The organism is Pseudomonas sp. NBRC 111132, assembly GCF_001320565.1.
Taxonomy (GTDB): Bacteria; Pseudomonadota; Gammaproteobacteria; order Pseudomonadales; family Pseudomonadaceae; genus Aquipseudomonas; species Aquipseudomonas putida_P.
The window spans coordinates 238,132-264,351 of sequence record NZ_BCBI01000001.1 but is presented as its reverse complement, the minus strand read 5'-3'; the positions used below and the strand labels follow the sequence as shown (position 1 = coordinate 264,351).

Here is a 26,220-nt window from a genome sequence, read left to right as displayed (position 1 = left end):
GCGAGTCGCACAACGTCACCGTGCTGCTGATCGAGCACGACATGAAGCTGGTGATGAGCATCTCCGACCATATCGTGGTGATCAATCAGGGCACCCCTCTGGCCCACGGCACACCGGAAGAGATCCGCGACAACCCTGATGTGATCAAAGCCTACCTGGGGGAAGCGTAAATGCTGAAGTTCGAAAACGTTTCCACCTTCTACGGCAAGATCCAGGCGCTGCACAGCGTCAACGTGGAAATCAACCAGGGCGAGATCGTCACCCTGATCGGCGCCAATGGCGCCGGTAAGTCGACGTTGCTGATGACCCTGTGCGGCTCGCCGCAGGCGCACAGTGGCAGCATCAAGTACCTGGGTGAAGAACTGGTCGGCCAGCCGTCCTCGCACATCATGCGCAAGAGCATCGCCGTAGTGCCGGAAGGCCGCCGCGTGTTCGCCCGCCTGACCGTCGAGGAGAACCTGGCGATGGGTGGTTTCTTCACCGACAAAGGCGATTATCAGGAGCAACTGGACAAGGTGCTGCAGCTGTTCCCGCGCCTGAAGGAACGTTACATCCAGCGTGGCGGCACCATGTCCGGTGGCGAGCAGCAAATGCTCGCCATTGGCCGGGCGCTGATGAGCAAGCCCAAGCTGCTGCTGCTCGACGAACCTTCGCTGGGCCTGGCACCGATCATCATCCAGCAGATCTTCGACATCATCGAACAGCTGCGCCGCGATGGCGTGACGGTGTTCCTGGTGGAGCAAAACGCCAACCAGGCGCTGAAAATCGCCGACCGGGCGTATGTGCTGGAGAACGGCCGGGTGGTGATGCAAGGGACAGGCGAAGCGCTGTTGACTGACCCGAAGGTGCGCGACGCGTACCTTGGGGGTTGATCGGGAAAGGGCCTTCGGGCCCTTTTTCATGCCTGCTGACTTGTGATCCCAGCACACCCTGCGTAACGTGGCCAGCTCTTTGGCAAAGATCCCCGGAGCCCGCCCCATGCGCCTCACCCCCACCCTGCTGCTCACCGCCCTGCTGCCCCTGTTCGCCGGCTGCCAGCTCATGGCCAACGCCCCAAGCGACCCGAACATCGGCACCACGCGCATGCAGGGCGAACTACGTGCCGCCAACGGCCAGTTGCTGTTCAAGCCATGCAGCGAAAACCGCACGTTCGTGATCAATGATGTCGGCGCCACTGGCATCCTGCAGGAGGCCGCCAACCTTGCCAAGGACGCCAATGACAAGCTGTTCGCCGACGTCCGTGGTCGCCTGACCGGCAGCAAGCAGGCCAACAACGACGGCCAGCTGGAAGTGCGTCGCCTGTACCGCCTGGAACCCTCCGCCCGTGCCTGCGAAGACCCCAACTTCAAGCAGCTAACCCTGCGCGCCGACGGCCAGGAGCCGTTCTGGGCGGTGAAAGCTAGCGGCAAGGGGATGATCATAGAGCGCCCCGGCAAAGACCCGCTGCCCCTGCCGTTCCTTGAAGAAGAAGTGCCCGGCGGCGGCCTGACCCTGAGCAGCGAAGCCAACGGTCAGCACGTGGAACTGTGGGTCGCCCCGCAACGCTGCGTCGACAGCATGAGCGGCGCCGTGCGCCACCTGCGCGCCGAACTGCACATCGACGGCAAGACCTTGCAAGGCTGCGGCTACTACGGTGGCGCACGCGACAACTGATCGCCGGGCACTTTTATCCTGCCAGTCAGGGCGGCGAACAGCTTATACTTGGCGGTTTGTGTAAAGCCGCCGGCCATCCATGGCCGGGATACTGGACCCTGCCATGCTACGAATCACCGAACTGAAGCTGCCCCTGGACCATCCTGACGAAGCGCTGCGTGAAGCCATCGTCCAGCGCCTGGGCATCCGCGACGAGCAATTGCTCAGCTTCAACCTGTTCAAGCGCAGCTACGATGCGCGCAAGAAGAACAGCGAACTGCTGTTCATCTACACCATCGATCTGGAAGCCAGCAACGAAGCCGAACTGCTCAGCAAGTTCGCCGACGATCGCAACATCAGCGTGGCACCAGACGTGACCTACAAGTACGTCGGCCACGCCCCGGCCGACATGCAGGAGCGCCCGATCGTGGTCGGTTTCGGCCCGTGCGGCATCTTTGCCGGCCTGCTGCTGGCACAGATGGGGTTCAAGCCGATCATCCTCGAACGCGGCAAGGAAGTGCGCCAGCGCACCAAGGACACCTGGGGCCTGTGGCGCAAGAGCGTGCTCAACCCAGAGTCCAACGTGCAGTTCGGCGAAGGCGGCGCCGGCACCTTCTCCGACGGCAAGCTGTACAGCCAGATCAAGGACCCGCAGCACCACGGCCGCAAGGTACTGGAAGAGTTCGTCAAGGCCGGTGCCCCGGACGAAATCCTGTACATCAACAAGCCGCACATCGGCACCTTCCGCCTCACCGGCATGGTCGAGCAGATGCGCCAGGACATGATTGCCCTGGGTGCCGAAGTGCGCTTCCAGGAGAAGGTCACCGACCTGCTGGTCGAAGATGGCCAGTTGACTGGCGTGGTACTGGAGAGTGGCGAGCAGCTGCACTCGCGCCATGTGGTCCTGGCCCTTGGCCACAGCGCCCGCGACACCTTCCGTATGCTGCACACCAAAGGCGTGTACATGGAAGCCAAGCCATTCTCGGTCGGCTTCCGCATCGAGCACCCGCAAACGCTGATCGACAAGGCGCGCCTGGGCAAGTACGCCGGCCACCCCAAACTCGGTGCCGCCGACTACAAGCTGGTGTACCACGCCAAGAACGGCCGCTCTGTATACAGCTTCTGCATGTGCCCAGGCGGCACCGTGGTCGCGGCTACCAGCGAGCCGGGCCGAGTCGTTACCAACGGCATGAGCCAGTACTCGCGTAACGAGCGCAACGCCAACTCCGGCATCGTCGTCGGCATCGACCCCGAGCGCGACTACCCGGGTGGCCCGCTGGCCGGTATCGAGCTGCAGGAACGCCTGGAGGCCCATGCCTACGTGATGGGTGGCAGCAACTACCAGGCCCCGGCGCAACTGGTGGGTGACTTTGTCGCCGGCCGGCCATCGACCGCACTGGGCAGTGTCGAGCCGTCCTACAAGCCGGGCGTGACCCTGGGTGATCTGGCGCCAAGCCTGCCGGACTTCGCCATCGAGGCGATCCGTGAGGCACTGCCGGCATTCGACCGCCAAATCAAAGGCTACAACCTGCATGACGCGGTGTTGACCGGGATCGAAACGCGTACCTCGTCGCCCCTGCGCATTACCCGGGGTGAGGATTACCAGAGCCTGAACCTCAAGGGGCTGTTCCCGGCGGGTGAAGGCGCCGGCTACGCGGGCGGGATTCTGTCCGCGGGTGTGGATGGCATCCGCATTGCCGAGGCGGTAGCACGGGATATGCTCGGCCTCTGATTGCTTGAGGCCTTCCAAGGCCTCTTCGCGGGTAAGCCAACTCCCACAGAGACAGCGATGTCACTGTGGCAACGGGCTTGCCCGCGAGAGGGCGCTGGCAGACTTCAGAATAACCCGGCCCCAAGACCAGCCTTCCCCTCACCCCCTCCTCCTCCATCTGCATCTAGGCTTCACTAAGCCAAGGCAGCAACACCATATAACAAAAACGAATATAGTTTTTGTTTTAAAGAATATCGCCACAGGCTAGGGTGTACGCCCGTACCATTCGTAAACTGCTCATGGAGAGCCTATAGCCCGTGCGTAGCCTGTTCACCCGTTTTTTCCAGCTTGAAGCCGCCAGCGGCCTGCTGCTGATCGCCGCCGCCGTTCTGGCCCTGATCATCAACAACTCGCCACTGTCCTACCTGTACAGCGGGCTGCTCGACGTGCCCGTCGCCGTCCAGATCGGCGCGCTGAACATCGCCAAGCCATTGCTGCTATGGATCAACGATGGCCTGATGGCCCTGTTCTTCCTGCTGATCGGCCTGGAGGTCAAGCGCGAGGTGGTCGACGGCCACCTGTCCAAGCCATCCCAGGTCATCCTGCCTGCCACTGCTGCCGTTGGCGGCATGGTGGTGCCGGCACTGATCTACTGGTTCATCAACCGTGACAACCCGGCGGCCGTGGCCGGCTGGGCGATCCCAACTGCCACCGACATCGCCTTTGCCCTCGGCGTGCTGGCGCTACTGGGCAAGCGCGTGCCGGTGTCACTGAAGCTGTTCCTGATGACCCTGGCGATCATCGACGACCTGGGTGCGATCATTGTCATCGCCCTGTTCTACTCCGGTACCCTATCCAGCGTATCGCTGCTGCTGGCGGCGGCCTGCCTGGTGGTGCTGATAGCGATGAACCGGCTTGGCGTGGTAAAGCTTGGGCCATACATGGTCATTGGCCTGATCCTCTGGGTATGCGTGCTCAAGAGTGGCGTGCATGCCACCCTGGCCGGTGTCGCCCTGGCCTTGTGCATCCCACTGCGCACGCGCAACGCCGAAACGTCACCGCTGCTGGCCCTGGAACATGCCCTGCACCCTTGGGTGGCCTATGCCATCCTGCCACTGTTCGCCTTCGCCAACGCCGGCGTTTCGCTGGCTGGCATGACCGTAGAAAGCTTCACCCACCCCGTGCCGATGGGCATCGCCGTCGGCCTGTTGCTGGGCAAAACCGTAGGTGTTTTCGGCCTGACATGGCTGGCGGTGAAGCTGCGCCTCGCCGCGCTACCTGCTGGTGCTGGCTGGGGGCAAATACTGGGGGTGGCGATACTCTGCGGCATTGGCTTCACCATGAGCCTGTTCGTTGGCTCGCTCGCCTTCTCCCCAGGCAGTAGCGAATACGCCGGTATGGACCGCATGGGGATTCTTACCGGCTCGTTCTTCGCCGCAGTGATCGGCTACGCCGTCACCGCCATGGCCAGCCGCAAGCCCCGTGTTGGTTGATTTGGCTGAGGCATGAAAAAACCCCGACTGGCAGCAGCCAGGTCGGGGTTTTGTTTTACTGCGCTACGGTCAGTGCGAAACGCGGCTGGTACCGTCAACGGTCATGATGCGCACGCGGTCACCCACGCGGAAGATTTCGTTCTCCTGCACGGCCTGCACATAGGCGCGCATGCTGCCGTCGTCTTCACGTACGGTAATTTCGACACCTTGGGTACGAGTCAGGCCTTCTTCGGCAGCGGAGCCTGCCAGGCCACCGGCAACAGCACCGATCACCGCAGCGACGATGCTGCCACGGCCACCGCCAACGGCGCTGCCAGCAACGCCACCCACGATGGCACCAGCACCACCGCCGATCGGGGTCTTGGTACCCTCGATCTTGACTGGGCGCAGGGACTCGATGGTGCCCATACGCACGGTTTGCACGCGGCGGGCCTCGTCACGGGAGTAGCTGTCACCGGTCAGGCTCGAGGCACAGCCTCCCAGCAGCAGCGACATGGTGGTAAAGGTCGCCACCAGCAAAGCGGATTTACGCATGGGTAAAGTCTCCATAAGTCAGGTGCTCATTAGACGCTGCACATTGACGGCTGTCACGGTACAAACGTAATAAAATTGTTTTCATTCAGCCGGGGTACAGCCTGCCGGGCTGTGTCGAAGGCCTTTCAAGTGAGACCAAGGATAGCCATGGATTACTTCATCGTCGTGGTCGCCACCGTTGCGGGGCTGTATTTCCACGGGTGGCTGTATGTGCGCATGCGCCGCTGGATGGACCGCGACCTGGCGTTGTCGCTGGCGGGTGCCGATCCTGATAAGCGCGCGTTCATGCTGGAAAGGTTGGAACAGGCGCGACAGGAGAAGGTGGGACGCAAGCAACTGGCAGGGTGGTTGGAGCGGGAAGCGGCGGAGTATCCGGGGTAGCCTGATCGATCGTCGTGGCCGCTTTGCGGCCCTATCGCGACACAAGGCCGCTTCCACAGGTACAGCGCGATCGCCTCTGTGGGAGCGGCCTTGTGTCGCAGCAGCCCCGGGACCTCAGGGCGCCAGCCGCTCCCGCTGCCATTGCCCATTCACGAACCGGTAATTCAACCGGTCATGCAAGCGGCTCGCCCGCCCCTGCCAGAACTCGATGCGCTCAGGCAACAAACGGTAGCCCCCCCAATGCTCAGGGCAGTGCGGCTGGGTGTCGGAAAAGCGCGCTTCGGTAGCCTTGACCAGGCCCTCGAGCTCTTCACGCCCGGCAATCACCCGGCTCTGCGGCGAGGCCCAGGCCCCCAGGCGGCTGCCCAGCGGGCGCACCTGATAGTAGGCATCCGACTCCTGCGCCGAGACCTTCTCCACCCGCCCTTCGATGCGCACCTGGCGCTCCAGCGCCGGCCAGAAGAAGGTCATGGCTGCAAAAGGGTTGGCCTGCAATTGCTGGCCCTTGGCGCTTTCGTAATTGGTGAAGAAAGTGAAGCCCTGCTCGTCGAGCCCCTTCAGCAACAATACACGGCAATGCGGGCGGCCTTCGCCGTCCACGGTGGCCAGGGTCATGGCGTTGGCTTCCACCGGCGCCTGCTCGGTTTTCACCGCATCGGCGAACCACTGGTGGAACAGGACGAACGGCTCCCCCGGCGCCTGGGCTTCAGCCAGGCCATCACGGGTGTAGTCGCGGCGCATATCGGCCAGGGATTGGGTCATTGCTGCGTTCCTTGACGATCAGTTGGTCTTCGCAGGGCTATTGGCAGCTACTTTTTTATCGGCGGTAGCTTTCTTGGCAACAGGCTTGGCCGGCGCCGCTTTCTTCTTGGCTGTTGCCTTCACAGGTGCTTTGGCCTTGGCCACGGGCTTCTTCGCCGCAGGCTTGGCAGCCGGCTTGTTGTCGGTGGCCTTGGCAGCAGGTGCCTTGGCATCCTGTACCGCCACCATCGAGGTCGGCGCAGGTGCCGGAGCAGCCTGCTGATACTTGGCCAACAGTGCGACCATGGTGTTTTGTGGGGTCAGCAGCATTTCCACGCGGCGGTTCAGGGAGCGGCCCTCGGCGCTGTCATTGGCCGCACGCGGCATCACCGAGCCCATGCCCTTGAGGGTCAGGCGGTCACGCTGCAGGCCGCTGAGGCGGAAGATGGCCGATACCGAAGCGGCGCGCTCCAGGCTGAGTTTCTGGTTGGCAGCGGCAGCACCGCTGCTGTCGGCATGGCCCAGTACCAGCACGGCAGTCTTGGGGTCACCTTCGACGGTCTTGGCCACGCGGGTGATCGGGCCGAGGGTCATGGGCAGCAGCATGTTCGGGCGGTCAGGGTTGTACGAGCTGTCAACCGGCAAGGTTACCGCCAGCACATTGTCGCGGCGCTCAAGCTCCAGCTTGCTGTCCTTGATCGCTTCGCGCAGCTTAGGCTCGTATTCGTCCAGCCAGGCCTGGGTGGCCTTCTGGTCAATTTTCGGCACCACGGGGCCCTTGGCCTGCTTGTCATCGCCACCAAACGGCCACCACCAACGGCTGGCGCTCTCCGATTTGGCGTCAGCCTTGGCCACGTTTTCAGTGACGGCTGCCTTCACTTCCTGCTCGGCGACCTTGTCCGAACCGAAAGGCCACCAGTTGGAGCCACCTTCCTTGGAGCCGTCCGGGGAGTGGCTGGCGCAGCCGGTAACGGCGGTCAGGCACAGGGCGAGTGCTAAGGTTTTATGTGAAGACATCAGCGATACACCATGAAATAGAAAGATATTTTGCCTAGGCACTTCAGGCGTTGGCATTGAGGATAGTCAAAGGGGGTGGGCAATACCCGCATTACCCGATCAAAGGCAACTGGCAAGGACGCGTACCAACTTTTGCGCGCGTGGGTCCATCAGCACATAAGGGCCGAGGGTATTGACCACGAAACCGAAGGCCACATCGTGCTCCGGGTCGGCAAAACCGACCGAACCACCGGCACCGGGGTGGCCGAAGGCGCGGGCGCCGAGGCCAAAGGTGGCGTTGGCCACCTCGGGCTGGTCGAGCATGCAGCCCAGGCCAAAGCGGGTTTGGGTGAGCAAGGTACGGTCCTGACCCAGGCTGTGTTCACGGGTCAGTTCATCGAGCAGTTCAGATTCGAGCAGGCTGCCGTCAAGAAGCCCGGCATAGAAGCCCGCCAGGCTGCGTGCGTTGCCATGGCCATTGGCCGCTGGCTGTTGCATACGACGCCATTCAGGCTTGTTGGTACTGGTCAGGATCGCCGGCGGGTTGGTGAATGCACGGGTCGACAACGCCTCTGGCTCACGCATGGTTACCTGTAGCAAGCGCTGCGCTGCGGCATCCCCCGGGTTGCCTTTGCCACGGGCGATATGCGCCACGCGGTGGAACTCTTCGTCTGCCAGGCCAACGTGGAAATCCAACCCCAACGGGCGGGCGGTGCGGGCCACGATCGAGTCGCCAGGGCCACGGCCATCGGCGCGGCGAATCAGCTCGCCGATCAGCCAGCCGTAGGTGATGGCGGCATAGCCGTGTTCGGTGCCGGGTGTCCACCAAGGTGTCTCGGCCGCCAGGGCATCGACCATGGTCTGCCAGTCGTACAATGCCTCGGCCGGCAGCAGCTCGCGAATCGCCGGCAAGCCGGCACGGTGGCTGAGCAGTTGGCGCAAAGTGACCGACTGCTTACCGGCCTGGGCGAACTCGGGCCAGTAGTTGGTCACCGGGGCATCGAGGGCCAGCTTACCCTCGCCGACCAGTTGCAGGGCGGTGACGGCGGTGAACGTCTTGGTGCAGGAGAACAGGTTGGCGATGGTATCGCTGTGCCAAGCCTGCTGGCCGTCTTTGTCGGCACTGCCGGCCCACAGGTCAATAACGGTTTCGCCCCCCACCTGGATGCACAGTGCGGCACCACGCTCCTGGGGATCATCGAACAACGCGGCAAAGGCTTCGCGCACGGCTTCGAACTTCAGCTCATAGTGACCCTGGATCTGCACCCGCTGTACTCCGTACGACCATGTCCAAAAAAGGTGTGCATTGTTTCAGTAGTTGGGTGTTTTGCAAACTGGCTTGGGCCAAATGGTCGCGACGAACGGTAACTGGCGCTCAGGGCGCCGGTTTCTCCAGCAGCGCTCGCAATTGGCCCATGGCCTGCAGGTTGCTTTTGCGCACGGCGTCAACAAACCCTGGGTACGGCACATCGGTGATGGCCACCAGTCCAAGGTGACCGTTTTCGCCGTCAAGCAGGCGACCGCTGGCCGGCTGATCGAGGTACTGGAACCAGTGGGCGCCAACGATCATCGGTTGCGCCAGGGCGGCCTTGAGGAAGTTGCCGTAGGCCGGGCCGCGATCCTCTTCCCGCGCCAACTCCAGCGGCCCCGGCCAGAACGGCCCGCGATCGCGCGAGCCGAACTGGAACTCGGACACCAGCACCGGCTTGTCCAACTCGGCCAGGCGAGCGAAGTCGTAACCGTCCTGAGGCTTGAGGGTATAGAAATTGAAGCTGAGCACATCGCAGAACTCTGCACAGGCTTTGACCGCTTCTGGCGTGCTGATGGCATAGCGGCCACCCAACAGCAGGTGATTGGGCGCATGCCACTTCAACGAATCGGCAATGGTCTTGAAGTAGGTCTCGGCAAATACCTGTTGGAAATGCTGGTAATCACGTTCGATTTCCGGGTGCTCCGGGTTGGGCAACGGCGCCTCGAAGCCTGGATCTTCCATCAGTTCCCAGGCGGCCAGCTCGATGCCCCAGGCCTTGGACAGCCCTTCCTGGTTGCGATACTTGTCACGCAACTGCTTGAGGAATGCGCGCTTGGCCGGCACGTCGGTGGTCAAGCGCAAGGTGCCGTAGGCCAGGCCGTAACGGGCTTTGGGGTCGCTTCCGGGAGCAGCCCAGGCCAACTCGTTATCGGCGAAGTAACCGATCAGCCAGGGGTCGTCACGGTGATCGCGGGCGGCAATGGCCACTGCACGCTCGGTGGCCATGGCGAAACGCGGGTCAAACGGATCGGGCATGCTGCCCCACCAGTCCATGCCGGTACTGATGCTGGCGTAGTCGCCCACGATCGACAGCGGCACGGTGTATGGCAGGCGCCTGGCCTGACCAAGGGCAGGCTCGCTCCAGTTGCCGATGGTGTTGAAACCCCAGGCCTGCAGGCGGTCGAGCGCGTGCGTCTGCCAGCGGGCCGCATCCAGCACCAGCGGTGGGCAGTTGGCGGGCTGGCCCTCCACTGCGGGCGGGCAGGGTTTGCCATAGGTACGTTGAAGGTTGGCAGCATAGAAGTCGAACCAGCGCCCCTGTTTGAAATTGCGCCCTTGCGACGAGGCATTGCCATCGTCGTTATTGCCCTCGCCATAGAAAGCGGCCAGTGCATTGCCCTCAGCGGGCAGGGCCTTGAACATGCCTTCACGCCCAGCGACATAGGTACGCCCGCCGTCTGCCGCCACGGCGTTTACCCCCAGGGAATAGAAGGGGTGCCCTTCCGGCGTTACCAGGTACCAACGGCCATCACGCTTTTCGGTGCGGAAGAAGCCTTTGGCGGCGAACGCCGGCCCGGCCAACAGGCCGCCGTAAGGGTCCAGCTGCTGTTTGCCGCGCTCTGTCAGCCAGCCCTTGAGCTGTTGCTGTTCACGGGTATCGGCTGCCTTGAGCTGTTCGTCATTGGTAACCTTCTCAGGCCAGTTACCGCGCGTGGACTGGCCATAGGTATCGATCAGCTCATGGTAGGCAGCCTTGTAAGCCTGGTCGTCATCCTGAATGCCGACTCGCTCGATCAGCAGGTTTTGCGCGACCTTGGGGTTGGGAATGCTCAGGCTCACCGAGGCCACCTGCTTGAGGTCGACTGCCCCGGCGCTGCTGGTCAGCAGCAGGCGCTGCCCGCCATAGTTCCAGGGCATCGGCGGGCCGGCACGCATGCCCTGGTTCAACGGTGAACTGGCTGTCAGCGGCACCATCACGGTTTGCGCGGGGCCGGCCGGCAGGTCGATACGGCTGGTCAAGGTGCGGCCATCGCTGCCTTGCACCGTGACATCCACGGTCAGCGCCCAATCCATGGCACTTTGCAGGCGTAAGGTCAGGAACTGCCCGGCGGACCAGTCCCACGCCCCGCCTTGCGGGCTCAGGCGCAGCGTCGGCCGCTGGGCCGGGTTGAACACCACACGCCGCAACACTTCGCCCTCGGCCGTCTGCTCCGCGTTGTACTGCGGCATGCCGGCATCCTCGGTCACCACATTGACCACCGAGGCCGGGCGCACGAAGCTGAACAGCGTCTGCTGCCCGGCCAGCAAGGGCGAGCTGAACAACAGGGCGAAAACGGCGGGCAGGGTACGGCGGACCATAAGGCTGGGGCTCTCCTTCAGGGCCGTCATGGCCCAAGACTGAGTAATGGACAACGCGCCGGAGCAAGTGCTCCGGTGCTCAGGAAATCTCCCGCCGGAACGGCGGCAGCGCATTGAGAATAGCCTTGCCGTAACGCTGGGTGACCAGACGCCGATCGAGCAAGGTGATGACGCCGCGATCCTGCTCGGTACGCAGCAGGCGGCCACAGGCCTGGATCAACTTGAGCGAGGCGTCCGGCACGGCAATTTCCATGAACGGGTTGCCGCCGCGGGCCTCGATCCACTCCGACAAGGCAGCCTCCACCGGGTCGTCGGGCACGGAGAAGGGAATTTTGGCGATGACCACGTGCTCGCAGTACGCACCCGGCAGGTCGACACCTTCGGCAAAGCTGGCCAGGCCGAACAACACGCTGTGCTGGCCATCGTCGACCCGTGCCTTGTGCTTGTTCAGGGTTTCCTGCTTGGACAGGTTGCCCTGGATCAGCACCAGCTTACGCCAGTCGCGGTCCAGGCCGTCGAACACATCCTGCATCTGCTTGCGTGACGAGAACAGCACCAGCGCGCCACGGGCATCTTCGACGATGTTCGGCAGTTCGCGGATGATCGCCGCCGTGTGCGCCGCCGCATCGCGTGGGTCGGCCTGCAAGTCCGGGACCCGCAACAGGCCGGCATCGCCATGCACGAACGGGCTGGGGACCACACAGGTGACGGCATCGCGCGGCAAGCCCGAGCGCATGCGGAAGCGATCGAATTTGCCGAGCGCAGTCAACGTCGCCGACGTTACCAAGGCGCCATGGGCAACGCTCCACAGGCTGCGGCGGAGCATTTCGGCAGCAAGAATGGGGCTGGCGTTGACTTCGATGTCGAACATCGCACCGCTTTCGGCCAACGTCAGCCAACGGGCCATGGGCGGGCTGTCTTCCGGGTCTTCGGCGGTAAAGGCCGTCCACAGTTCCCAGTTGCCCTGGGCACGGGTGACCAGGCTGCCGAACAGCGGATACCATTCTTCGGCCTGGTGGCTGGCAATGCCGATGCTCACCTCACCGTCCATCCCTTCCTTGAGCAGGTCGGCCAGGCGGGTGAACAGGTCGTTCAGACGGGCGAAGCCCTTCTTCAACTCGATGCCCACCTCGCGAATCTGTTCTGGCACCACCCCACCCTCAAAACGGTAGCGCGGGCGCTCACGGCCTTCGGTGTCCTCGCTGGGGCGGAAGTCGGCCACCTGTTCGCACAGCGTGAACATGAACTGTTGTTGGGTGCGCACTTCCCGCGCCAGCTCCGGCACCTGCTCGATGTATTTGCCCAGGTCACCGGGCAGCGGGTGCTGGGCCAGAAGCTTGGTCAGGTTCTTGGCCGTCTGCTCAAGCCAGTCGCCCGTGGAACGCAGCCGCGAATAATGGGCGAAGTGGCCGATGGCCTTGTCTGGCAGGTGGTGGCCTTCGTCGAACACGTACATGGTATCGCGCGGGTCGGGCAATACCGCACCGCCGCCCAGGGCCAGGTCGGCCAGGACCATGTCGTGGTTGGTGACGATCACGTCGACCTTGCCCATGCCTTCGCGGGCCTTGTAGAACACGCACTGCTGGAAGTTCGGGCAATGACGGCCCGTGCACTGGCTGTGGTCGGTGGTCAGGCGTGCCCAGTCCTGGTCTTCCAGGGCCTCGGGCCAACTGTCACGGTCACCGTCCCAGCGGTTGCCGGCGAGCTTCTCGATCATGCTGTTGAATAGCTTCTGGCTGCGTTCGTCGACTTCGATACGGAAGCCTTCTTCTTCGAACAACTGGGCGGTGGCCGACTGGGCATGGCCTTCCTGCAGCAGGATGTCGAGCTTGGACAGGCACAGGTAGCGGCCACGGCCCTTGGCCAGGGCAAAGCTGAAGTTGAGCCCGCTATTGCGCATCAGGTCGGGCAGGTCCTTGAAGACGATCTGCTCCTGCAGGGCCACGGTGGCAGTGGCTATCACCAGGCGCTTGCCGGCGGCCTTGGCGGCCGGAATGGCGGCCAGGCTGTAGGCCACGGTCTTGCCGGTACCGGTGCCCGCTTCCACGGCCACCACGGCAGGCTCACCGGCACGCCGGCCTTCATCGTCGCAGGCAATGTCGCCAAGCACCTTGGCCACTTCGGCGATCATCAGACGCTGGCCGTAGCGCGGCTTGAGGCTCTTGGCTTCGAGAAAACGCGAATAGGCGCCCTGAATAGTGGCTTTGAGTTCGTTGCTGATCATGGTCTGCAGGCGCCCGGAGGGCTGGATATATTTTCAGTGTTTCACACGGGGCGGCTATCATACCCCGCTATTGCCCTTTGTGCCGCATGGAGATCCGGATGCTCGCCTTTGCCCTGCCCTACACACTGCATGTTCTAGCCGCCCTGGTATGGGTCGGCGGCATGTTCTTCGCTTGGCTGGTGCTACGCCCGGCAACGGTTGCAGCCCTTGAAGGGCCTGCCCGCCTGCGCTTGTGGGTGGAAGTTTTCCGACGTTTCTTCGGCTGGGTCTGGCTGGCGGTGGCAATCTTGGCGATAAGTGGTATCGGCATGTTGCACATGCGCTTCAGCGGTTTCGAGACCGCGCCTAAGTACGTGCAGGTGATGATCGGTGGCGGGATCGCCATGTTTGCCCTGTTCATGCGCATTCAGGCGTTGCTGCTGCCGGAACTGAAGGCGGCGGTGCTGGCCGAAGATTGGCCAACGGGTGCGACGGTGCTGGGGCGGATTCGGCGGATGGTGGGTATCAACTTGCTGCTGGGCCTGGCCGTGGTGGCTGTGGCCAGTTCGCACCTGATGATCTGACAGGTTTCACGCGGTCCCTGCAGGAGCGGCCCATCACGACACAAGGCCACTTCTACAGGGGACAGCGAGGCTCAAAGGGGCTGCAGAATCAGCTCACCCGCAGCACCCGCCAGGCCGGGCTGGCCCGGCTGGCCCGGTCGCCCATTGGCCCCAGCATCGGTGCTGTACACCAGGCACCCTTTGCTCGCCCCACCTTTACCGGCCTTGCCTGCCGCCCCTGGCTTACCCGGTGCACCGCCATCCAGTCGCACGACAATGCGCTCTTGCGGGAAGCCCTGCGGCACGCTCAGGCGAATACGCCCACCCGGCGCACCATCATGCCCGTTGCCACCATCATCACCATTGGCACCCCGGCTGGCCTGGCCCCAGGTGCAGCCACCGGCCTGGCCGTTGGCACCATCCAGGCCCACATAGCCCGGCGCACCAGCACCGCCACGGGCATCGATCGCTACTCGCTCGGCATCCAGCTCAGCCAGTTTCAGGTCCAGGCTACGGCCTGAACGGGCTGCACGCTGGTAACTGCCCGCTGCCCCCGGTGCACTGAATTCACTGCCTTCGCCCAACCGCGCGCTGCGCGCTTCTATCAGCAACGGGTTATCGGAAGGTGCAATGGCGATACGCGCATCACGCCCCAGTTCAAGTTGGTCGACCTTCAGTTCCGCGAGCGAGGCAGGCAACAGCAGGGTCGCCGCATCAGCGACACGCAGGTGCGTGAGGTGCACACTGGCTGACTTATCGGGCAGGCGCAGCATGGAATTGGCAGCGACTTCCAGGCTTTCGGCCTGGGCAAGGGGAGCGGCCAACATGGCCAGCAACATCAGATTACGCATTACGCGGCGCCTCCTGCGCACGGGGAATGGACATGACATGGAAGATACCCGTCAGCAGGATCTGCAACCGGTCGAACCAGCGGTGGCTGCGCCCACGCAGGCTGCCATTGAAGAACAGCACTTCGAGCAGGTGCAGGCCGAACAGGAAAATACCAGCGGCATTGATCAGCAGATTGAAGGGCAAGGGTTGTGGCATCAGCTGATTGAACAACACCACACCCCAGAAAGCGACCGTCAGGACCTTGCCCAGGCCCAGGATGAACTTCATACCCCGCCCCTATCGATTGTTGTTATGTCGAGACGCCCCGATCGAGCGGGCCGTGCGCGCCACATTAACTGCAATGCCAAGGCAGGCGCCAGCACCACTCAGTTGAGGTGCAGCTCCACCCGTCGGTTGCGCGCGCGGCCCTCCTCGGTTTCGTTGTCGGTGACCGGCTCGCTTTCGCCACGGCCCTGGCTGGTGACCTTGCCCGCCTCCAGGCCCTGGCCAATCAGGTACTCGGCCACGCTGCTGGCGCGGCGTTCGGAGAGCGCCTGGTTGTAACTGTCGGAGCCCACATTGTCGGTGTGCCCGATCACACGGACCTTGGCCACGGTTGGTGAATCGAGTTTCGCCACCAGGCCTTGCAGGCGTTGCTGGGCCGCCGGCGTCAGGTCGGCGGAATCGAAGGCGAACATCACCGCGCCGTTGTCATCGAGGATGATCACCTCGGGCGAGGGTTCGGCCGCAGTGGCCGGCGGCGCGGCAGGGTACTCCTTCAACGGGCAGCCCATGTGGTCGACCGCCGTATTGGCCGGGGTATCAGGGCAATGGTCGCGGCGATCGAAAATACCGTCGCCGTCTTCGTCACCGTCCTGGGCATAGCAAATCAGCCCTCCGGCGATGGCGCCCAGGGCACCGCCACCGGCGGCCCAGGTAGAACTTTCGATGGCACCCAGGCCACCACCGACCAAGCCGCCCAGCAGGCTGCAGATGGGCCAGGTCCTTTGGTTGAGTGGCGCGCTGCCATCGCTGTGCGTGGCGCAGCCCGCAAGCAGGCTGGCAGCCACCAACAGCGGCAATGCCGCCTTCGACGTCACACTCATGCTGAATGCTCCTGTGTCATTGGCCACGAACGGCTGACCGGCATGAAGACGCGCCCGTGCCACTGCTCAAGGCACGGGCGCACGCCGCTTCACCGCTGGATCTTGATCTCGGTACGACGGTTCATGGCACGCCCTTCGGCCGTGGCATTGTCAGCTACCGGTTGGGTTTCACCGGCACCGACCACCGAAACGAAGCTGCTGCGCGGTACACCGCTCTCGACCAGGTAATCGGTCACCGAGTGGGCGCGACGCTCAGACAGTTTCTGGTTGTAGCTGTCGGAGCCGACACTGTCGGTATGGCCGCTGACGCTCAGCCGGGCAGATGGCGCTTCCTGCTTCAGGCGCGTGGCAATGGTATTGAGGCGCTCTTTGTCGCTGGAGGTCAGACGCGCAGAATCGAACTCGAAGTGCACATCGCGGATGACGATGACTTCTTCCTTCTGCACCACCACTTCCTCGACCACCGCTGCCGGCTCTGGCGGGCATCCGTTGGCATCGACCTGCACGCCACGCGGGGTGCCTGGGCACTTGTCACGGCTGTCCGGCACGCCGTCGCCATCCTCGTCGCCATCGCCATGGGCCCAGCAATAGCCCGCCGCCAGGCCACCGCCCAGCAACGCGCCCCAGCCAGCCCAGCTGGAACTCTCGATGGCGCCCAGGGCGGCGCCGCCTACACCCCCGACGGCGGCACACTTCGGCCAGTCGGTTTTTTGCAAACCTGCACAACCAGTCAACACACTGGTGAGCAGTACCAGGGGTAACGCTGTGCGTACTATGCTCATTTCATTGCTTCTCCTAGGGGGAATCGGCATAAGGCCGATCTCTGGGAGTAAAGACCGCCCATTCCATCCCTGCCAGCAATAAGCCACGACGTAGGCACATGCCTCTTTGCCCGCACGCTGCGGCCCGCTAGTCTTGGACGACTTGAACGAGGATTGGCAATGACCGACGGTTTTTCCCAACGCACCCCACAGCAGGCTTTGGCAGCCCTGCTGGAGCGCTTCACCCCACAACGCCTGCTGCTGGTGGGCACGCGCTTTCCGGCGCTGGACGCCTTCGCCCAAGCGCACCCGCAGGTGACTATCGCCACCGCAGCCCCGGGCCCGCTGCCGGCCGAACTGGCCGCCCAGCGCTTTGACCTGGCGGTACTGGTGGACTGCCTGGAACACCTGCCCAAACGCACCGGCCTGGAGCTGCTCGGCGGCATTCGCAACCTCAATGCCAGCCGGGTTGCCGTACTGGCCGACCTGGCCGCCTGCGGCTGGCAGGACATCGACTTTTTCGCCCTGGCCCTGTCAGCCAGCGAGAAATTCTGCCGTGACCAACAGGTTTTGAGCCTGTTCACCTATGATCTACATGACTACAAGCAGGTCCCGGACTGGCTCAACGCCAGGTTCTGGGCCAACCCTGAAAACTTCGGCAAGTACTGGTGGTGATGATGAGTGTCTCGGTCTGCCCTTGTGGCAGTGGCAACCTGCTTGACGCCTGCTGCGGGCATTACCATGCCGGCACCCCGGCACCGGATGCCCAGGCACTGATGCGCTCACGCTACAGTGCCTACGTGCTGGGCCTGGTCGACTACTTGGTGGCCACGACCCTGCCGGCCCAGCAGGCCGACCTGGACCGCGCCGCCATGGCAGCCTGGAGCGCCCAAAGCACCTGGCTGGGCCTGGAGGTAGAGAGCGCCGAAGTGCTGGGCGGCCAGCCGGAACACGGCTTTGTCACCTTCACCGCACGCTGGCACGACCAGGACGGTGATCACCAGCACCGCGAGCGTTCGGCGTTCGTACAGCATGCCGGGCGCTGGTACTTCATCGACCCCACGGTCGGGCTGAAGGCCGGGCGCAACGACCCCTGCCCCTGCGCCAGCGGGCAGAAGTTCAAGAAGTGCTGCGCCAGTTACGTGGGGAGCTGAACATGATCGACCGCGCCCGTCTGCTGTTGCTCGGTACGCTGATGGCATTGCTGACGGGCTGCGCCAGTTGGGGTGGCGACGACTGGCGCGAACCCGAAGTGCACCTGGTCGAGGTCGAAACGGTCAAGGCCAGGCTGCTGGAGCAGGAGTTCGTGTTGCACCTGCGGGTCGACAACCCTAATGACAGCCGCCTGTTCATCCGCAACCTGTCGTATGCCGTTCGCCTCAACGACCTGCTGCTGGTGCAGGATGAAACCAGCGTATGGCGCAGCGTGGGCGGGCACGCCCAGCGCACCTTCAAGATCACCGCGCGAACCAACCTGTGGCAGCACCTCAAGCCACTGGCCAAGCTGCTACGCAGCAAGCAGCCGCTGCATTACACCCTGCAGGGCGAACTGGCGACCGGGCTGCTCATCCATCGAGACCTGCACTTATCGCGCAGTGGTGAGATAATCCCCGGCGATCACATCCCGGAGTAACCCTGCAATGTCCCAACAACCCCACGTTCATGGCCCTGACTGCAACCACGACCATGATCACCACCACGATCACGGCCATGTGCACGGCCCGCACTGCAACCACGGCCACCAGGAGCCGGTACGCAACGCCCTGAAGGACGTTGGCCGTAACGACCCCTGCCCGTGCGGCAGCGAAAAGAAGTTCAAGAAGTGCCACGGCGCCTGATCTGACCTGCCCCCTGCTGTGGGCTTGTGCCTACGCGGCTTTGCGTCGGTTCGTCCCCAGCAGGTCCTGGTACCACAGGCCGGCGTCATAGGCGATGGTCACCAAGGTGGTTGCGGCATAGCGCGGGTGCTGGGCCATACGTTGGGCAACCGCAAGGCAGGCTGCGGCGGTATTGCCGACGAAAATGCCACTTTGCATGTAGAACCAGCGCTGCGCGGCCAGCATTTCGGCATGTTGCACCTGAGCCCGTTCGTCCACCAGCGACCAGTCCATGAACGGCGGGCAAACGCCCACCGCCATGCCTTCAAAGCGATGATCGGCGAACACCCCAGCCCGCGAGTCACAGCCGCTGGGGTCGACCAGCACTGTCGACACCTCGAAGCCATGGTCCTTCAGCCCCAGGGTAATACCCGTGAAGCTGGCGCCAGTGCCTGCGCAGCCGACAAACAGGATCTCCCGCCCGGCCCCAGCATTGGTCAGTTGCACGGCCAGCTCGCTGGCTGTCTGGTAGCGATGCGCCTCGACACCCACCGGGTTGTTGAATTGATCGGTATAAAAGTATGACTTGCCCAGCGCGGCCTGGTTTTCCAGGTGATGCATCACCACATCCTTGGGTGTGGCACCGGCCATCAGCATTTCCTTGCCAATCAGCCGTGCACCGAAGCACTCCAGCAGGTCCCGCTTGGTCTGGCTGAAACTCAACCCAACTGCCAGCTCAACGGCGACTTGGTGCTTGTGGCAAGCCGCCAGCAAGCCAAAACCGAAACTGCCGCCGGTTTTTTCGATGACGGTTGTCACACCGGGAATGATATTGCCATTGCGCACGGCATGCTCGACGATGCGCCGGGCCGCACGGTATTTGTGGCTACCGCCCGGGTTGTTCATTTCCAACTTGGTGTAGATGCGTTCGCTGACACTGATGAGCTCGCTCATTTGCGGCTACCTTCCATTGAAGTATGCAAGCAGGCCTTGTTCTGCAGCAGGCCGGCAGTGGCGACCAGCAGCCCGATGCACAGGACCATGCAGATGGCATTGGTGCCGTCCCAGCCAACCGAACTCAGCAACAGCGAAGGGCTGAATGCGCCGAGGGTGGCGAAAATGGCAATCGCCAGGTCGTTCTTGCCCTGCATCTGCATCGCCGCCGGGCTGTTTTGCAGCGACTGGGCGAGCAAGGCACCGCCGCCTACATACGTCAGGTTCCAGCCCAGCCCGAGGGCAATCAGCGCCAGGGTCATCATGGCGTAGCTGTGCGACCAGATATTCATCGCCGAACAGCCGATCAACAGGGCCAGGCCCGCGCAAATGGTGGTCCTGATACCCAGCCGCTGGATGATGGCGCCGGTGAAGAACGACGGGGCGAACATGGCAATCACATGCCACTGGATCGCCAGGCGCACGTCAGAGAAGTCCTCATGCATGTGCTTCATGTGCATCGAGGCCTGGATCATCAGCAGGTTCATGATCCCGTAGCCCAGCGCGGCAACCGCCATGGCCACCATCACGCTTGGGCTCGCAGGCTCAGTGCGGGCGCTAGACGACTTGGCTGCGTTGTTGACCGCACGGGCCACCCCTGCATCGTTGGGCAGGCACAGGGCGATCAGCAGTGACAGCAACGCCAGGCCGACAAACGCGGCATAACACAGCGAAAACAGTGGGTAACCGCCCACATCCCGCAGCCACTCGGTGAGCGTCGGCCCGACGACAGCAGCAATGACGCCCCCTGCCACGACCAGCGAAAGGGCTTTGGGCTTCAGGGCCTGGGAAAGATTATCGGTGGCCGCGAACCGGTTGAAGTTGGCGAACGCGATATACACACCCAACGCAGAATGGCTGAGTACCAGGGTTGGAAAATGCTGGTGCTCCACCGCCAGGAAGCCGCTTACACCCGACAACGCCAAGGGGATCGCCCCCAGCATGAAGGCCTTTTTGCGGCCAATGCGGCCCATCAACCTGGAGACCGGATAGGTTGCCAACATCAGGCACAGGAACTGGAACCCGTACGGCACCGTGGACCACGCAGCGTCAGGCGCCAGCGCCGCGCCAACGATGGCGGCCATGGTCACCGACATGACAGCAGTCGTCAGGTTGATCGACTGTGCGGTGAAATACAGGTACGTGCGCCGCGGTAGCGTGCTGTTCATAGGGCGTGCTCGTGATAGGTGGACAGGTCGATTTCGGCCTCGGGGAACACGCAGATCAGCCGTTCCTTGCCTTTACCCAGGCGTTTGCGCCTGACGCTCAGGTGCCCGATGCGCCGAGGTGAATCGAGGTGTGTGCCACCACACGGGATCTCGATGCCGTTGTAGGTCCACAAGCGCGCGTCTTCCAGCCCATCGACCGCGTAGTGCTCGATGGGCGCTTCGCAGCCGATCAGTTCATTGGCCCGCCGTTCTATTTCAACCACGTCTTCGGCGGTGAAGGCGTCCTCGACCAGGAAATCGAAACGTGCCGAGTCCTCTTTGATGTGACAGCCGATGGTCCATTGCTTCAACTCTTCTCGCAGCCCGATGGCGGCGGCATACAAGAAGTGGCTGGCACTGTGAGACAGCGTCAGCCGTTCGCGCCGTTCAATATCGATGGTGACGCGGGCCGGCATACCTGCGGTGACTTCATCGAGCAAGTGCAGGTCATCGGGGTGCAGGCTGTGAATAATGATGCCGCCCAGCTTTCCGCCTTTGAAACCTTCAAGGCGAATGGGGCTACCGTAAAGTTTTTTAACCCAGATGAAGCGTACGGTACCGATGGGAAGTTCAATGGTACCCATGTCTGCCTCCTGGCCACCGCCTTCCGGGTAGGCCACGGTACTTTGCAACTCGATACCGTCACTGTGCACCCGCGTTACTTGCGTGTTTGCACCGGCCTGGTATTGGTCTTTGTAATACAATTTCTCGGTGTTGCGTAAAACTTCATAGTTGAGAGCATTCATGGTTCAAGTACCACCTGCAATGATGTTTTTATCTGTACCCGAGCAGCGGCGGGGACATCTTTGGTAATAATGCAACCCGGCCCGATAAACGCGCCGTCGCCGACGTGGATAGCACCCAGCACACTGGCGAAAGCGCCGATCTGTACCCGGTTGCCAAGGGTCGGGTGCCGGGCGCTGGAAGGGTTGTCACTGATGCCTCGGGCGCCCAGGGTGACGCCGCCGAGCACGTAGCAATCGTCACCAATGGTCGAGGTCTCACCAATGACGGTGCCCATGCCGTGATCGATGATGAAGCGCGCACCGATGCGGCTGCGGAAATGGATCTCCGCCCCCGAGAGCATCTTTCCGCGCCTGGAGATCATGGCAGCCAGGCATTGGCCGCCGGCGCCGTAGGTGGAGGCCGTATTACGGTAGATCCAATGGGCAAGTCGATAGTGCAAAACCGCCGAGTAAGAGGTGTAGGTTTTTGCAATGAATACCAGGTCACGGCCAGCCGCCGGATCTTTCTGGGCAAAGGCCTGCAAGTCGGCATGGGCCTGTTCAGAAACACTTTCAATAACCAATGTTTCTTTCAGCGCCTCGAACTCGTCGATTGAACAGCACTCCAACAACGCCGAGGTCACAAGGTTTTTTACAACTTTGAATGACGCCAGTTCATCAGGCACAGGGAGCCTGGCAATCACGGCTGATTGCATGTCCATAGTATGCATGGGCTTGATATCCAGTTGTCTGGTGTGCACAGACGCTAAAAGTGCTGCCTTTGCTGGCAGCCGAAAGTTCCGACAAGGGGATAGTGGCATGTACTGGCCATTTGCAAACGAACAGTCGACAAGCATTTCCGTTAACTGTTAGGCTTTTTTTTCTAACGGTTTCGGACCTGCCATGAACCCCAGCAGCCTTCATCACCTGTTGAAACAACGCCTGGATGCCGGCGAGTGGTTGCCAGGGCAACGCATGCCCTCCATCCGCAAGCTGACGGCTGCGGTCGACTTCAGTTACCACGACGTCGTATCGGCCTATGCCCAGCTGGTCAGCGAAGGTGTGTTGACGGCCTCACCCGGCCGTGGCTACTTCGTCGCAAACCGGGCCCGGCAAGCGAGCGTTATCCACGAACCCGAGTGCATGGCCGGTGATCCGCTGTTCCGGCTGCTGCAGGGCGGCCAGCATTACACCAAGCTGGGCAGCGGCTGGCTGCCCCCTGCATGGCGAGACACCGAGCTGCTGGCCAAGGCCATTCGGCGCACGGCGCGGCTGGAGCAAAGCTCACTGGCAGAGTACGGCGACATCCAGGGCTACCTGCCCATGCGCAAGCAGTTGTGCGTGCACATGAAGCGGCTGACCCGTGTCGAAGCCCGCCCCAACCAGTTGCTGACCACGCTGGGTGCCACGCAAGGCCTGGACCTGGTCGCACGGTTGTTGATCAAACCAGGCGACCACGTTTTCGTCGACGAACCCGGCAACGGCAACCTGATCAAGCTGATCCAGCTGGCGGGCGGGCACGTGGTCGGCATTCGGCGAACCCAGGACGGGCCGGACGTGGAAGAAATGAGAAGCTACCTGGCCACGCACAAGGTCAAGGCGTTCTTTTGCAACAGCACGTTCCACAACCCGACCGGTAGCAACATCAGCCCCCATAACGCCTTCAGCGTCCTGCGCCTGGCGGTGGAGCACGAGTTTTTCGTGGTCGAGGATGATGTGTATGGCGACTTCAGCCCTGCCGTGCGCCAGACCTTTGCCGAGCTGGACAACCTTGACCGGGTTATTTACGTCGGTAGCTTCTCCAAATGCCTGTCGGCATCACTGCGTGTGGGTTTCATTGCCTGCTCGCAAGACCTGATCGAACCACTGACACGCCTGAAACTGCTGACCTGCGTCGCCGTGCCGGCGTTTTGCGAACGCTTCGTCAACACCATATTGTCTGACGGCACCTATGCCCGACACATGAAGGACGTGCAGCAGCGCCTGATCCGTCAGCAAGTGCAGACCCAACGCTTGTTGCTCGAGCGCGGCTGGCAGTTCGATATTGCGCCGCAAGGCGGCATGTTCCTCTGGGTCTACCACCCGGGCCTGCCAAACCTGCAACCTTTCATGCGCAAACTGGAACAACACAAGATCTTGTTGATGCCCGGTTCAGCATTTGCGGTCAGCCGTGACTACCAACGCTACGCGCGTATCAATTGCACGCATTTTTCCGACACCTTGGCTGACCACTTCGACGTTTGACCCGGCGTAATCAAATAAACCGACCTGGGACCTTGCACGGCGCCTGCGCGCTTACTACCTTAGCGCCTTTCCAAACCAGCCTCGCCTTGCAGGAGCCCTTGTCATGGCAGCCCCCGCCTTTCCTCCCTTCCGCCTGCGGTTCACCACCGCTGCCACGCTGCTCGGCATGCTCGGGCTGGCCGGCTGCCAGACGGGCGGCTACCAGGACAGCGTGCCACCGACCAGTGGCGTGCAGCCACTCAAAGGCCTGGCGCAGAATGTTTCGGTACGGCGCAATGCCATGGGCGCGCCGCTGATCGAAAGCAGCAGCTTCCATGATGCGCTGTTCAGCCTGGGCTATGTGCACGCCGGCGACCGCATCGAACAGATGGTCGCCATGCGCCTGCTCGCCCAGGGCCGCCTGGCCGAACTGGCCGGCAGCGAAGCGCTGGATATCGACCGCCTGATGCGCGCCGCCAACCTCAAGCAGAGCGCGGCCCAGCAATACGCCGACGCATCACCACGGCTCAAGCGCTTCTTCGAAGTGTATGCGCGCGGGGTAAACGCCTACCTGTTCCGCTATCGCGACAAGCTGCCGGCCGCCCTGGCCAGCAGCGGCTATCGCCCCGAATACTGGAAGCCCGAAGACTCGGCGCTGATCTTTTGCCTATATGCCTTCAGCCAGTCGGTGAACCTGCAGGAAGAACTCAGCGCCCTGACCCTGGCGCAGAAAGCCGGCAGCGACAAGCTGGCCTGGCTGCTGCCTGGGGCCCCCGACGAGCCGTTGGCCGAAAGCGAAGTGGACAAGCTCAAGGGCCTGAACCTGGCCAGCCAGTTGCCGGGGCTGCCAGCCCTGGCGGCTGCCAGCCAGAAGCTGGCCGACCTTGACCTGCTCGGCAGCCCGGGTTCGGCCAACCTGGCCCTGGCCCCGCAGCGCAGCCGCAGCGGCAAGAGCCTGCTGGCCAGCGACAGCCGTGCCGCCTGGGCCCTGAGCCCGGTACAAATCAACACCAGCAAGTACCAGGTTGCCGGCCTGTCGTTGCCTGGCTTGCCGATCGTGCTGGCCGGCTATAACGGCAAGCTGGCCTGGAGCAGCAGCGCGGTAATGGCCGACAACCAGGACCTGTTCATCGAGCAGCTGCGCCGCCAGGGCAGCCAGCTGAGCTACCTGGCCGACGGCAAATGGCTGCCAGCTCGCGCCCGTAGCGAAACCTTCTTTGTGCGTGGCCAACGCCCCCTGCGCGAAGTGATGTATGACACCCGCCACGGCACCTTGCTGGCCCAGCCAGACAACGCCAGCCTTGGCTTGGCGCTGAACCTGCCACAGTTCAAGGGTGACCGCAGCCTGGATGCACTGTTCGACCTGACCCGGGCCAAGAACGTGGAACGGGCCTTCGACAGCACCCGTGAAGTCACTGCTGCTGCCCTCAACTTCGTGTTCGCCGAACCTGAGCACATCGGCTGGCAAGTCAGTGGCCGCTACCCCAACCGCCGCGAAGGCCAGGGCTTGTTACCTTCGCCGGGCTGGGATGGGCGTTACGACTGGGACGGCTATGCCGACCCGATGCTGCACCCGTATGACCAGGACCCACCTGCAGGCTGGATCGGCCACGCCAACCAGCGCAGCCTGCCGCGCGGCTATGGGATGCAGCTGTCCAGCACCTGGTATTACCCCGAACGCGCCGAACGCCTGGCCCAGCTTGCCGGCAACGGGCGCCACGACAGCCGCAGCCTGATGGCCCTGCAGAACGATCAGGTGACCTTGCTGGCCGACAAGCTCAAGCAGATGTTCGACGCCCCTGGCATGGCCCAGCCGCTTAAGCAGGCGATCGACGCCCTACCGGCAGCCCAGCGTGACAAGGCCCGGGACACGCTGGCCCGCCTGAAGGCCTTCGATGGCCGCTTGAGCCCGGTGTCGGCGGATGCCGCACTGTACGAATTGTTCTTGCAGGAGGTCGCGCGGCAGACCTTCCTCGATGACCTGGGCCCGGAGTCTGGCCCAGCCTGGCAGGCGTTCGTCAGCAATGCGCGCTTGTCGTTCTCGGCGCAGGCCGATCACCTGCTGGGCCGCGACGACAGCCCGTTCTGGGATGACCGCAATACTCCGCAAAAAGAAGACAAGCCCGCCATCCTCGCCCGCAGCCTGGCCAGTGCGATGGATACCGGAATCGCGCAACTGGGCGCCGACCGCCGCGCCTGGCAATGGGGCAAGCTGCACCAATACCGCTGGCCGGCACCGGCCTACCATGGCCTGGGCGATGCCATCAGCCGTTCGCCCCTGGCCGCTGGCGGCGACTTTTCCACCCTGGCCCTGACGCCATACGCCTGGGGCAGCGACTTCGCCACCCGCCTGCCAGCCTCGGCGCGGATGATCGTCGATTTCGGCCAGGCCGAACCGTTGCAGGTGCTGACCAGCAGCGGCCAGTCAGGCAACCCGGCCAGCGCACATTACAGCGACGGGCTGGATGCCTGGTTCAAAGGGCGCTTCATGAGCCTGCCGCTGCAGCAGCAGAACTTCGGGCGGGCGTATGGCAACCAGCGCCTGACCTTGGTGCCGGGTCGGTAAGGCATTGATCAAATGATGGGCGGGTGCGGGTACCGAGCGCTGCCAGTTTTCCGCCCAACACCCGCCCCCAACCCGTCCGAACTTCCCCCCATCACCACCGCTCCTAACTGGTAACCCAACCAGTGC

At 63.0% G+C, this 26,220-nt stretch carries 26 protein-coding genes and 1 pseudogene; 13 read left to right on the top strand and 14 right to left on the bottom strand.

What is annotated here, in order from left to right; all coding sequences use genetic code 11:
- The 5 genes and pseudogenes from livG to nhaA all read left to right on the top strand — a co-directional run.
- Positions 1 to 170: pseudogene (livG, locus tag APH35_RS01185) on the top strand (high-affinity branched-chain amino acid ABC transporter ATP-binding protein LivG); the annotation flags it as partial.
- Positions 171 to 872: an ABC transporter ATP-binding protein gene (locus APH35_RS01180; protein WP_003254879.1), complete on the top strand. Its 702-nt coding sequence runs from the start codon at positions 171 to 173 to the stop codon at positions 870 to 872.
- A gap of 106 nt (positions 873 to 978) precedes the next feature.
- Positions 979 to 1,653, top strand: a complete 675-nt coding sequence (locus APH35_RS01175) for a COG3650 family protein (protein ID WP_012273841.1) — start codon at positions 979 to 981, stop codon at positions 1,651 to 1,653.
- 103 nt (positions 1,654 to 1,756) lie between these two features.
- Positions 1,757 to 3,364 carry an NAD(P)/FAD-dependent oxidoreductase gene (locus APH35_RS01170; protein WP_060514060.1) on the top strand — a complete coding sequence of 536 codons (1,608 nt, stop codon included), beginning with the start codon at positions 1,757 to 1,759 and terminating at the stop codon, positions 3,362 to 3,364.
- A 296-nt stretch (positions 3,365 to 3,660) separates the two neighbouring features.
- Positions 3,661 to 4,836, top strand: coding sequence for a Na+/H+ antiporter NhaA (nhaA, locus tag APH35_RS01165; protein WP_012273843.1), 1,176 nt, complete (start codon positions 3,661 to 3,663; stop codon positions 4,834 to 4,836).
- Between the two features lie 69 nt (positions 4,837 to 4,905).
- Here nhaA and APH35_RS01160 read toward each other — a convergent pair whose 3' ends face one another.
- A complete protein-coding gene (locus tag APH35_RS01160) occupies positions 4,906 to 5,370 on the bottom strand; it encodes a glycine zipper 2TM domain-containing protein (protein ID WP_009684613.1) in 465 nt (154 codons plus the stop codon).
- 147 nt (positions 5,371 to 5,517) lie between these two features.
- Between APH35_RS01160 and APH35_RS01155 the strand changes: the two genes are divergently transcribed.
- A complete protein-coding gene (locus tag APH35_RS01155) occupies positions 5,518 to 5,751 on the top strand; it encodes a hypothetical protein (RefSeq protein WP_012273844.1) in 234 nt (77 codons plus the stop codon).
- A 114-nt stretch (positions 5,752 to 5,865) separates the two neighbouring features.
- Here APH35_RS01155 and pdxH read toward each other — a convergent pair whose 3' ends face one another.
- The 5 genes from pdxH to dinG all read right to left on the bottom strand — a co-directional run bounded on the left by pdxH (position 5,866) and on the right by dinG (position 13,322).
- Positions 5,866 to 6,513: a pyridoxamine 5'-phosphate oxidase gene (pdxH, locus tag APH35_RS01150; protein ID WP_012273845.1), complete on the bottom strand. Its 648-nt coding sequence runs from the start codon at positions 6,511 to 6,513 to the stop codon at positions 5,866 to 5,868.
- 18 nt (positions 6,514 to 6,531) lie between these two features.
- Positions 6,532 to 7,509: an OmpA family protein gene (locus APH35_RS01145; protein WP_012273846.1), complete on the bottom strand. Its 978-nt coding sequence runs from the start codon at positions 7,507 to 7,509 to the stop codon at positions 6,532 to 6,534.
- A 99-nt stretch (positions 7,510 to 7,608) separates the two neighbouring features.
- Entirely contained in the window at positions 7,609 to 8,754 is a 1,146-nt protein-coding gene (locus APH35_RS01140) for an EstA family serine hydrolase (protein WP_012273847.1), read from the bottom strand.
- 109 nt (positions 8,755 to 8,863) lie between these two features.
- Positions 8,864 to 11,098 (bottom strand): beta-galactosidase, encoded by a 2,235-nt coding sequence (locus tag APH35_RS01135; protein WP_060514059.1) that lies wholly within the window; start codon positions 11,096 to 11,098, stop codon positions 8,864 to 8,866.
- A gap of 79 nt (positions 11,099 to 11,177) precedes the next feature.
- On the bottom strand, positions 11,178 to 13,322 hold the full coding sequence (gene dinG / locus APH35_RS01130; RefSeq protein WP_012273849.1) for an ATP-dependent DNA helicase DinG: 2,145 nt from the start codon (positions 13,320 to 13,322) through the stop codon (positions 11,178 to 11,180).
- Between the two features lie 98 nt (positions 13,323 to 13,420).
- Here dinG and APH35_RS01125 point away from each other — a divergent pair, with 98 nt between their 5' ends.
- Entirely contained in the window at positions 13,421 to 13,885 is a 465-nt protein-coding gene (locus APH35_RS01125; protein ID WP_060514058.1) for a CopD family protein, read from the top strand.
- A 71-nt stretch (positions 13,886 to 13,956) separates the two neighbouring features.
- Here the strand turns inward: APH35_RS01125 and APH35_RS01120 are convergent, their stop codons facing one another.
- From APH35_RS01120 to APH35_RS01105, 4 genes are all read right to left on the bottom strand, one after another.
- Complete coding sequence (locus APH35_RS01120; RefSeq protein ID WP_060493574.1) at positions 13,957 to 14,715, bottom strand: hypothetical protein; 759 nt, start codon at positions 14,713 to 14,715, stop codon at positions 13,957 to 13,959.
- The gene (locus APH35_RS01115; protein WP_012273852.1) at positions 14,708 to 14,983 is read right to left on the bottom strand and encodes a DUF1145 domain-containing protein; all 276 of its coding nucleotides are present in this window, start codon (positions 14,981 to 14,983) and stop codon (positions 14,708 to 14,710) included. Before APH35_RS01115 ends, APH35_RS01120 begins: the two co-directional genes overlap by 8 nt.
- 98 nt (positions 14,984 to 15,081) lie before the next feature.
- On the bottom strand, positions 15,082 to 15,801 hold the full coding sequence (locus tag APH35_RS01110; protein ID WP_060493575.1) for an OmpA family protein: 720 nt from the start codon (positions 15,799 to 15,801) through the stop codon (positions 15,082 to 15,084).
- An 89-nt stretch (positions 15,802 to 15,890) separates the two neighbouring features.
- Entirely contained in the window at positions 15,891 to 16,583 is a 693-nt protein-coding gene (locus APH35_RS01105; RefSeq protein ID WP_060493576.1) for an OmpA family protein, read from the bottom strand.
- 159 nt (positions 16,584 to 16,742) lie between these two features.
- Here APH35_RS01105 and APH35_RS01100 point away from each other — a divergent pair, with 159 nt between their 5' ends.
- From APH35_RS01100 to APH35_RS01085, 4 genes are read left to right on the top strand one after another with little or no spacing between them, the layout of a single operon-like run.
- Positions 16,743 to 17,237, top strand: coding sequence for a DUF6231 family protein (locus APH35_RS01100; RefSeq protein ID WP_060514057.1), 495 nt, complete (start codon positions 16,743 to 16,745; stop codon positions 17,235 to 17,237).
- Positions 17,238 to 17,239: 2 nt separating this feature from the next.
- A complete protein-coding gene (locus APH35_RS01095; RefSeq protein WP_012273856.1) occupies positions 17,240 to 17,716 on the top strand; it encodes a YchJ family protein in 477 nt (158 codons plus the stop codon).
- A gap of 2 nt (positions 17,717 to 17,718) precedes the next feature.
- Positions 17,719 to 18,195: an LEA type 2 family protein gene (locus APH35_RS01090; protein WP_012273857.1), complete on the top strand. Its 477-nt coding sequence runs from the start codon at positions 17,719 to 17,721 to the stop codon at positions 18,193 to 18,195.
- A 7-nt stretch (positions 18,196 to 18,202) separates the two neighbouring features.
- Positions 18,203 to 18,400, top strand: a complete 198-nt coding sequence (locus APH35_RS01085) for an SEC-C metal-binding domain-containing protein (protein ID WP_009684590.1) — start codon at positions 18,203 to 18,205, stop codon at positions 18,398 to 18,400.
- Between the two features lie 30 nt (positions 18,401 to 18,430).
- On the opposite strand, the gene APH35_RS01080 is transcribed toward APH35_RS01085, so the two are convergent.
- Genes APH35_RS01080 through APH35_RS01065 form a run of 4 tightly spaced genes read right to left on the bottom strand, consistent with a single transcriptional unit; the run spans position 18,431 to position 22,036 of the window.
- Positions 18,431 to 19,333, bottom strand: a complete 903-nt coding sequence (locus APH35_RS01080) for a pyridoxal-phosphate dependent enzyme (protein WP_012273858.1) — start codon at positions 19,331 to 19,333, stop codon at positions 18,431 to 18,433.
- Positions 19,330 to 20,541 (bottom strand): MFS transporter, encoded by a 1,212-nt coding sequence (locus tag APH35_RS01075; protein WP_012273859.1) that lies wholly within the window; start codon positions 20,539 to 20,541, stop codon positions 19,330 to 19,332. The genes APH35_RS01080 and APH35_RS01075 overlap by 4 nt, the downstream gene beginning before the upstream one ends.
- A complete protein-coding gene (locus tag APH35_RS01070) occupies positions 20,538 to 21,326 on the bottom strand; it encodes an alanyl-tRNA editing protein (protein WP_012273860.1) in 789 nt (262 codons plus the stop codon). Before APH35_RS01070 ends, APH35_RS01075 begins: the two co-directional genes overlap by 4 nt.
- Positions 21,323 to 22,036 (bottom strand): serine O-acetyltransferase, encoded by a 714-nt coding sequence (locus tag APH35_RS01065; RefSeq protein WP_041166578.1) that lies wholly within the window; start codon positions 22,034 to 22,036, stop codon positions 21,323 to 21,325. Before APH35_RS01065 ends, APH35_RS01070 begins: the two co-directional genes overlap by 4 nt.
- 172 nt (positions 22,037 to 22,208) lie before the next feature.
- Between APH35_RS01065 and APH35_RS01060 the strand changes: the two genes are divergently transcribed.
- Together APH35_RS01060 and APH35_RS01055 are read left to right on the top strand one after the other, a co-directional pair.
- The gene (locus APH35_RS01060; RefSeq protein ID WP_060493577.1) at positions 22,209 to 23,549 is read left to right on the top strand and encodes an aminotransferase-like domain-containing protein; all 1,341 of its coding nucleotides are present in this window, start codon (positions 22,209 to 22,211) and stop codon (positions 23,547 to 23,549) included.
- 103 nt (positions 23,550 to 23,652) lie between these two features.
- Positions 23,653 to 26,094, top strand: a complete 2,442-nt coding sequence (locus APH35_RS01055) for a penicillin acylase family protein (protein ID WP_012273863.1) — start codon at positions 23,653 to 23,655, stop codon at positions 26,092 to 26,094.
- Positions 26,095 to 26,220: the final 126 nt, after the last annotated feature.

Coding starts and splice junctions, on each gene's coding strand:
- APH35_RS01180 (WP_003254879.1), top strand. CDS start 171: ATGCTGAAGTTCGAAAACGTTTCCACCTTCTACGGCAAGATCCAGGCG.
- APH35_RS01175 (WP_012273841.1), top strand. CDS start 979: ATGCGCCTCACCCCCACCCTGCTGCTCACCGCCCTGCTGCCCCTGTTC.
- APH35_RS01170 (WP_060514060.1), top strand. CDS start 1,757: ATGCTACGAATCACCGAACTGAAGCTGCCCCTGGACCATCCTGACGAA.
- APH35_RS01160 (WP_009684613.1), bottom strand. CDS start 5,370: ATGCGTAAATCCGCTTTGCTGGTGGCGACCTTTACCACCATGTCGCTG.
- APH35_RS01155 (WP_012273844.1), top strand. CDS start 5,518: ATGGATTACTTCATCGTCGTGGTCGCCACCGTTGCGGGGCTGTATTTC.
- pdxH (WP_012273845.1), bottom strand. CDS start 6,513: ATGACCCAATCCCTGGCCGATATGCGCCGCGACTACACCCGTGATGGC.
- APH35_RS01145 (WP_012273846.1), bottom strand. CDS start 7,509: ATGTCTTCACATAAAACCTTAGCACTCGCCCTGTGCCTGACCGCCGTT.
- APH35_RS01135 (WP_060514059.1), bottom strand. CDS start 11,098: ATGGTCCGCCGTACCCTGCCCGCCGTTTTCGCCCTGTTGTTCAGCTCG.
- dinG (WP_012273849.1), bottom strand. CDS start 13,322: ATGATCAGCAACGAACTCAAAGCCACTATTCAGGGCGCCTATTCGCGT.
- APH35_RS01125 (WP_060514058.1), top strand. CDS start 13,421: ATGCTCGCCTTTGCCCTGCCCTACACACTGCATGTTCTAGCCGCCCTG.
- APH35_RS01120 (WP_060493574.1), bottom strand. CDS start 14,715: ATGCGTAATCTGATGTTGCTGGCCATGTTGGCCGCTCCCCTTGCCCAG.
- APH35_RS01115 (WP_012273852.1), bottom strand. CDS start 14,983: ATGAAGTTCATCCTGGGCCTGGGCAAGGTCCTGACGGTCGCTTTCTGG.
- APH35_RS01110 (WP_060493575.1), bottom strand. CDS start 15,801: ATGAGTGTGACGTCGAAGGCGGCATTGCCGCTGTTGGTGGCTGCCAGC.
- APH35_RS01105 (WP_060493576.1), bottom strand. CDS start 16,583: ATGAGCATAGTACGCACAGCGTTACCCCTGGTACTGCTCACCAGTGTG.
- APH35_RS01100 (WP_060514057.1), top strand. CDS start 16,743: ATGACCGACGGTTTTTCCCAACGCACCCCACAGCAGGCTTTGGCAGCC.
- APH35_RS01095 (WP_012273856.1), top strand. CDS start 17,240: ATGAGTGTCTCGGTCTGCCCTTGTGGCAGTGGCAACCTGCTTGACGCC.
- APH35_RS01090 (WP_012273857.1), top strand. CDS start 17,719: ATGATCGACCGCGCCCGTCTGCTGTTGCTCGGTACGCTGATGGCATTG.
- APH35_RS01085 (WP_009684590.1), top strand. CDS start 18,203: ATGTCCCAACAACCCCACGTTCATGGCCCTGACTGCAACCACGACCAT.
- APH35_RS01080 (WP_012273858.1), bottom strand. CDS start 19,333: ATGAGCGAGCTCATCAGTGTCAGCGAACGCATCTACACCAAGTTGGAA.
- APH35_RS01075 (WP_012273859.1), bottom strand. CDS start 20,541: ATGAACAGCACGCTACCGCGGCGCACGTACCTGTATTTCACCGCACAG.
- APH35_RS01070 (WP_012273860.1), bottom strand. CDS start 21,326: ATGAATGCTCTCAACTATGAAGTTTTACGCAACACCGAGAAATTGTAT.
- APH35_RS01065 (WP_041166578.1), bottom strand. CDS start 22,036: ATGCATACTATGGACATGCAATCAGCCGTGATTGCCAGGCTCCCTGTG.
- APH35_RS01060 (WP_060493577.1), top strand. CDS start 22,209: ATGAACCCCAGCAGCCTTCATCACCTGTTGAAACAACGCCTGGATGCC.
- APH35_RS01055 (WP_012273863.1), top strand. CDS start 23,653: ATGGCAGCCCCCGCCTTTCCTCCCTTCCGCCTGCGGTTCACCACCGCT.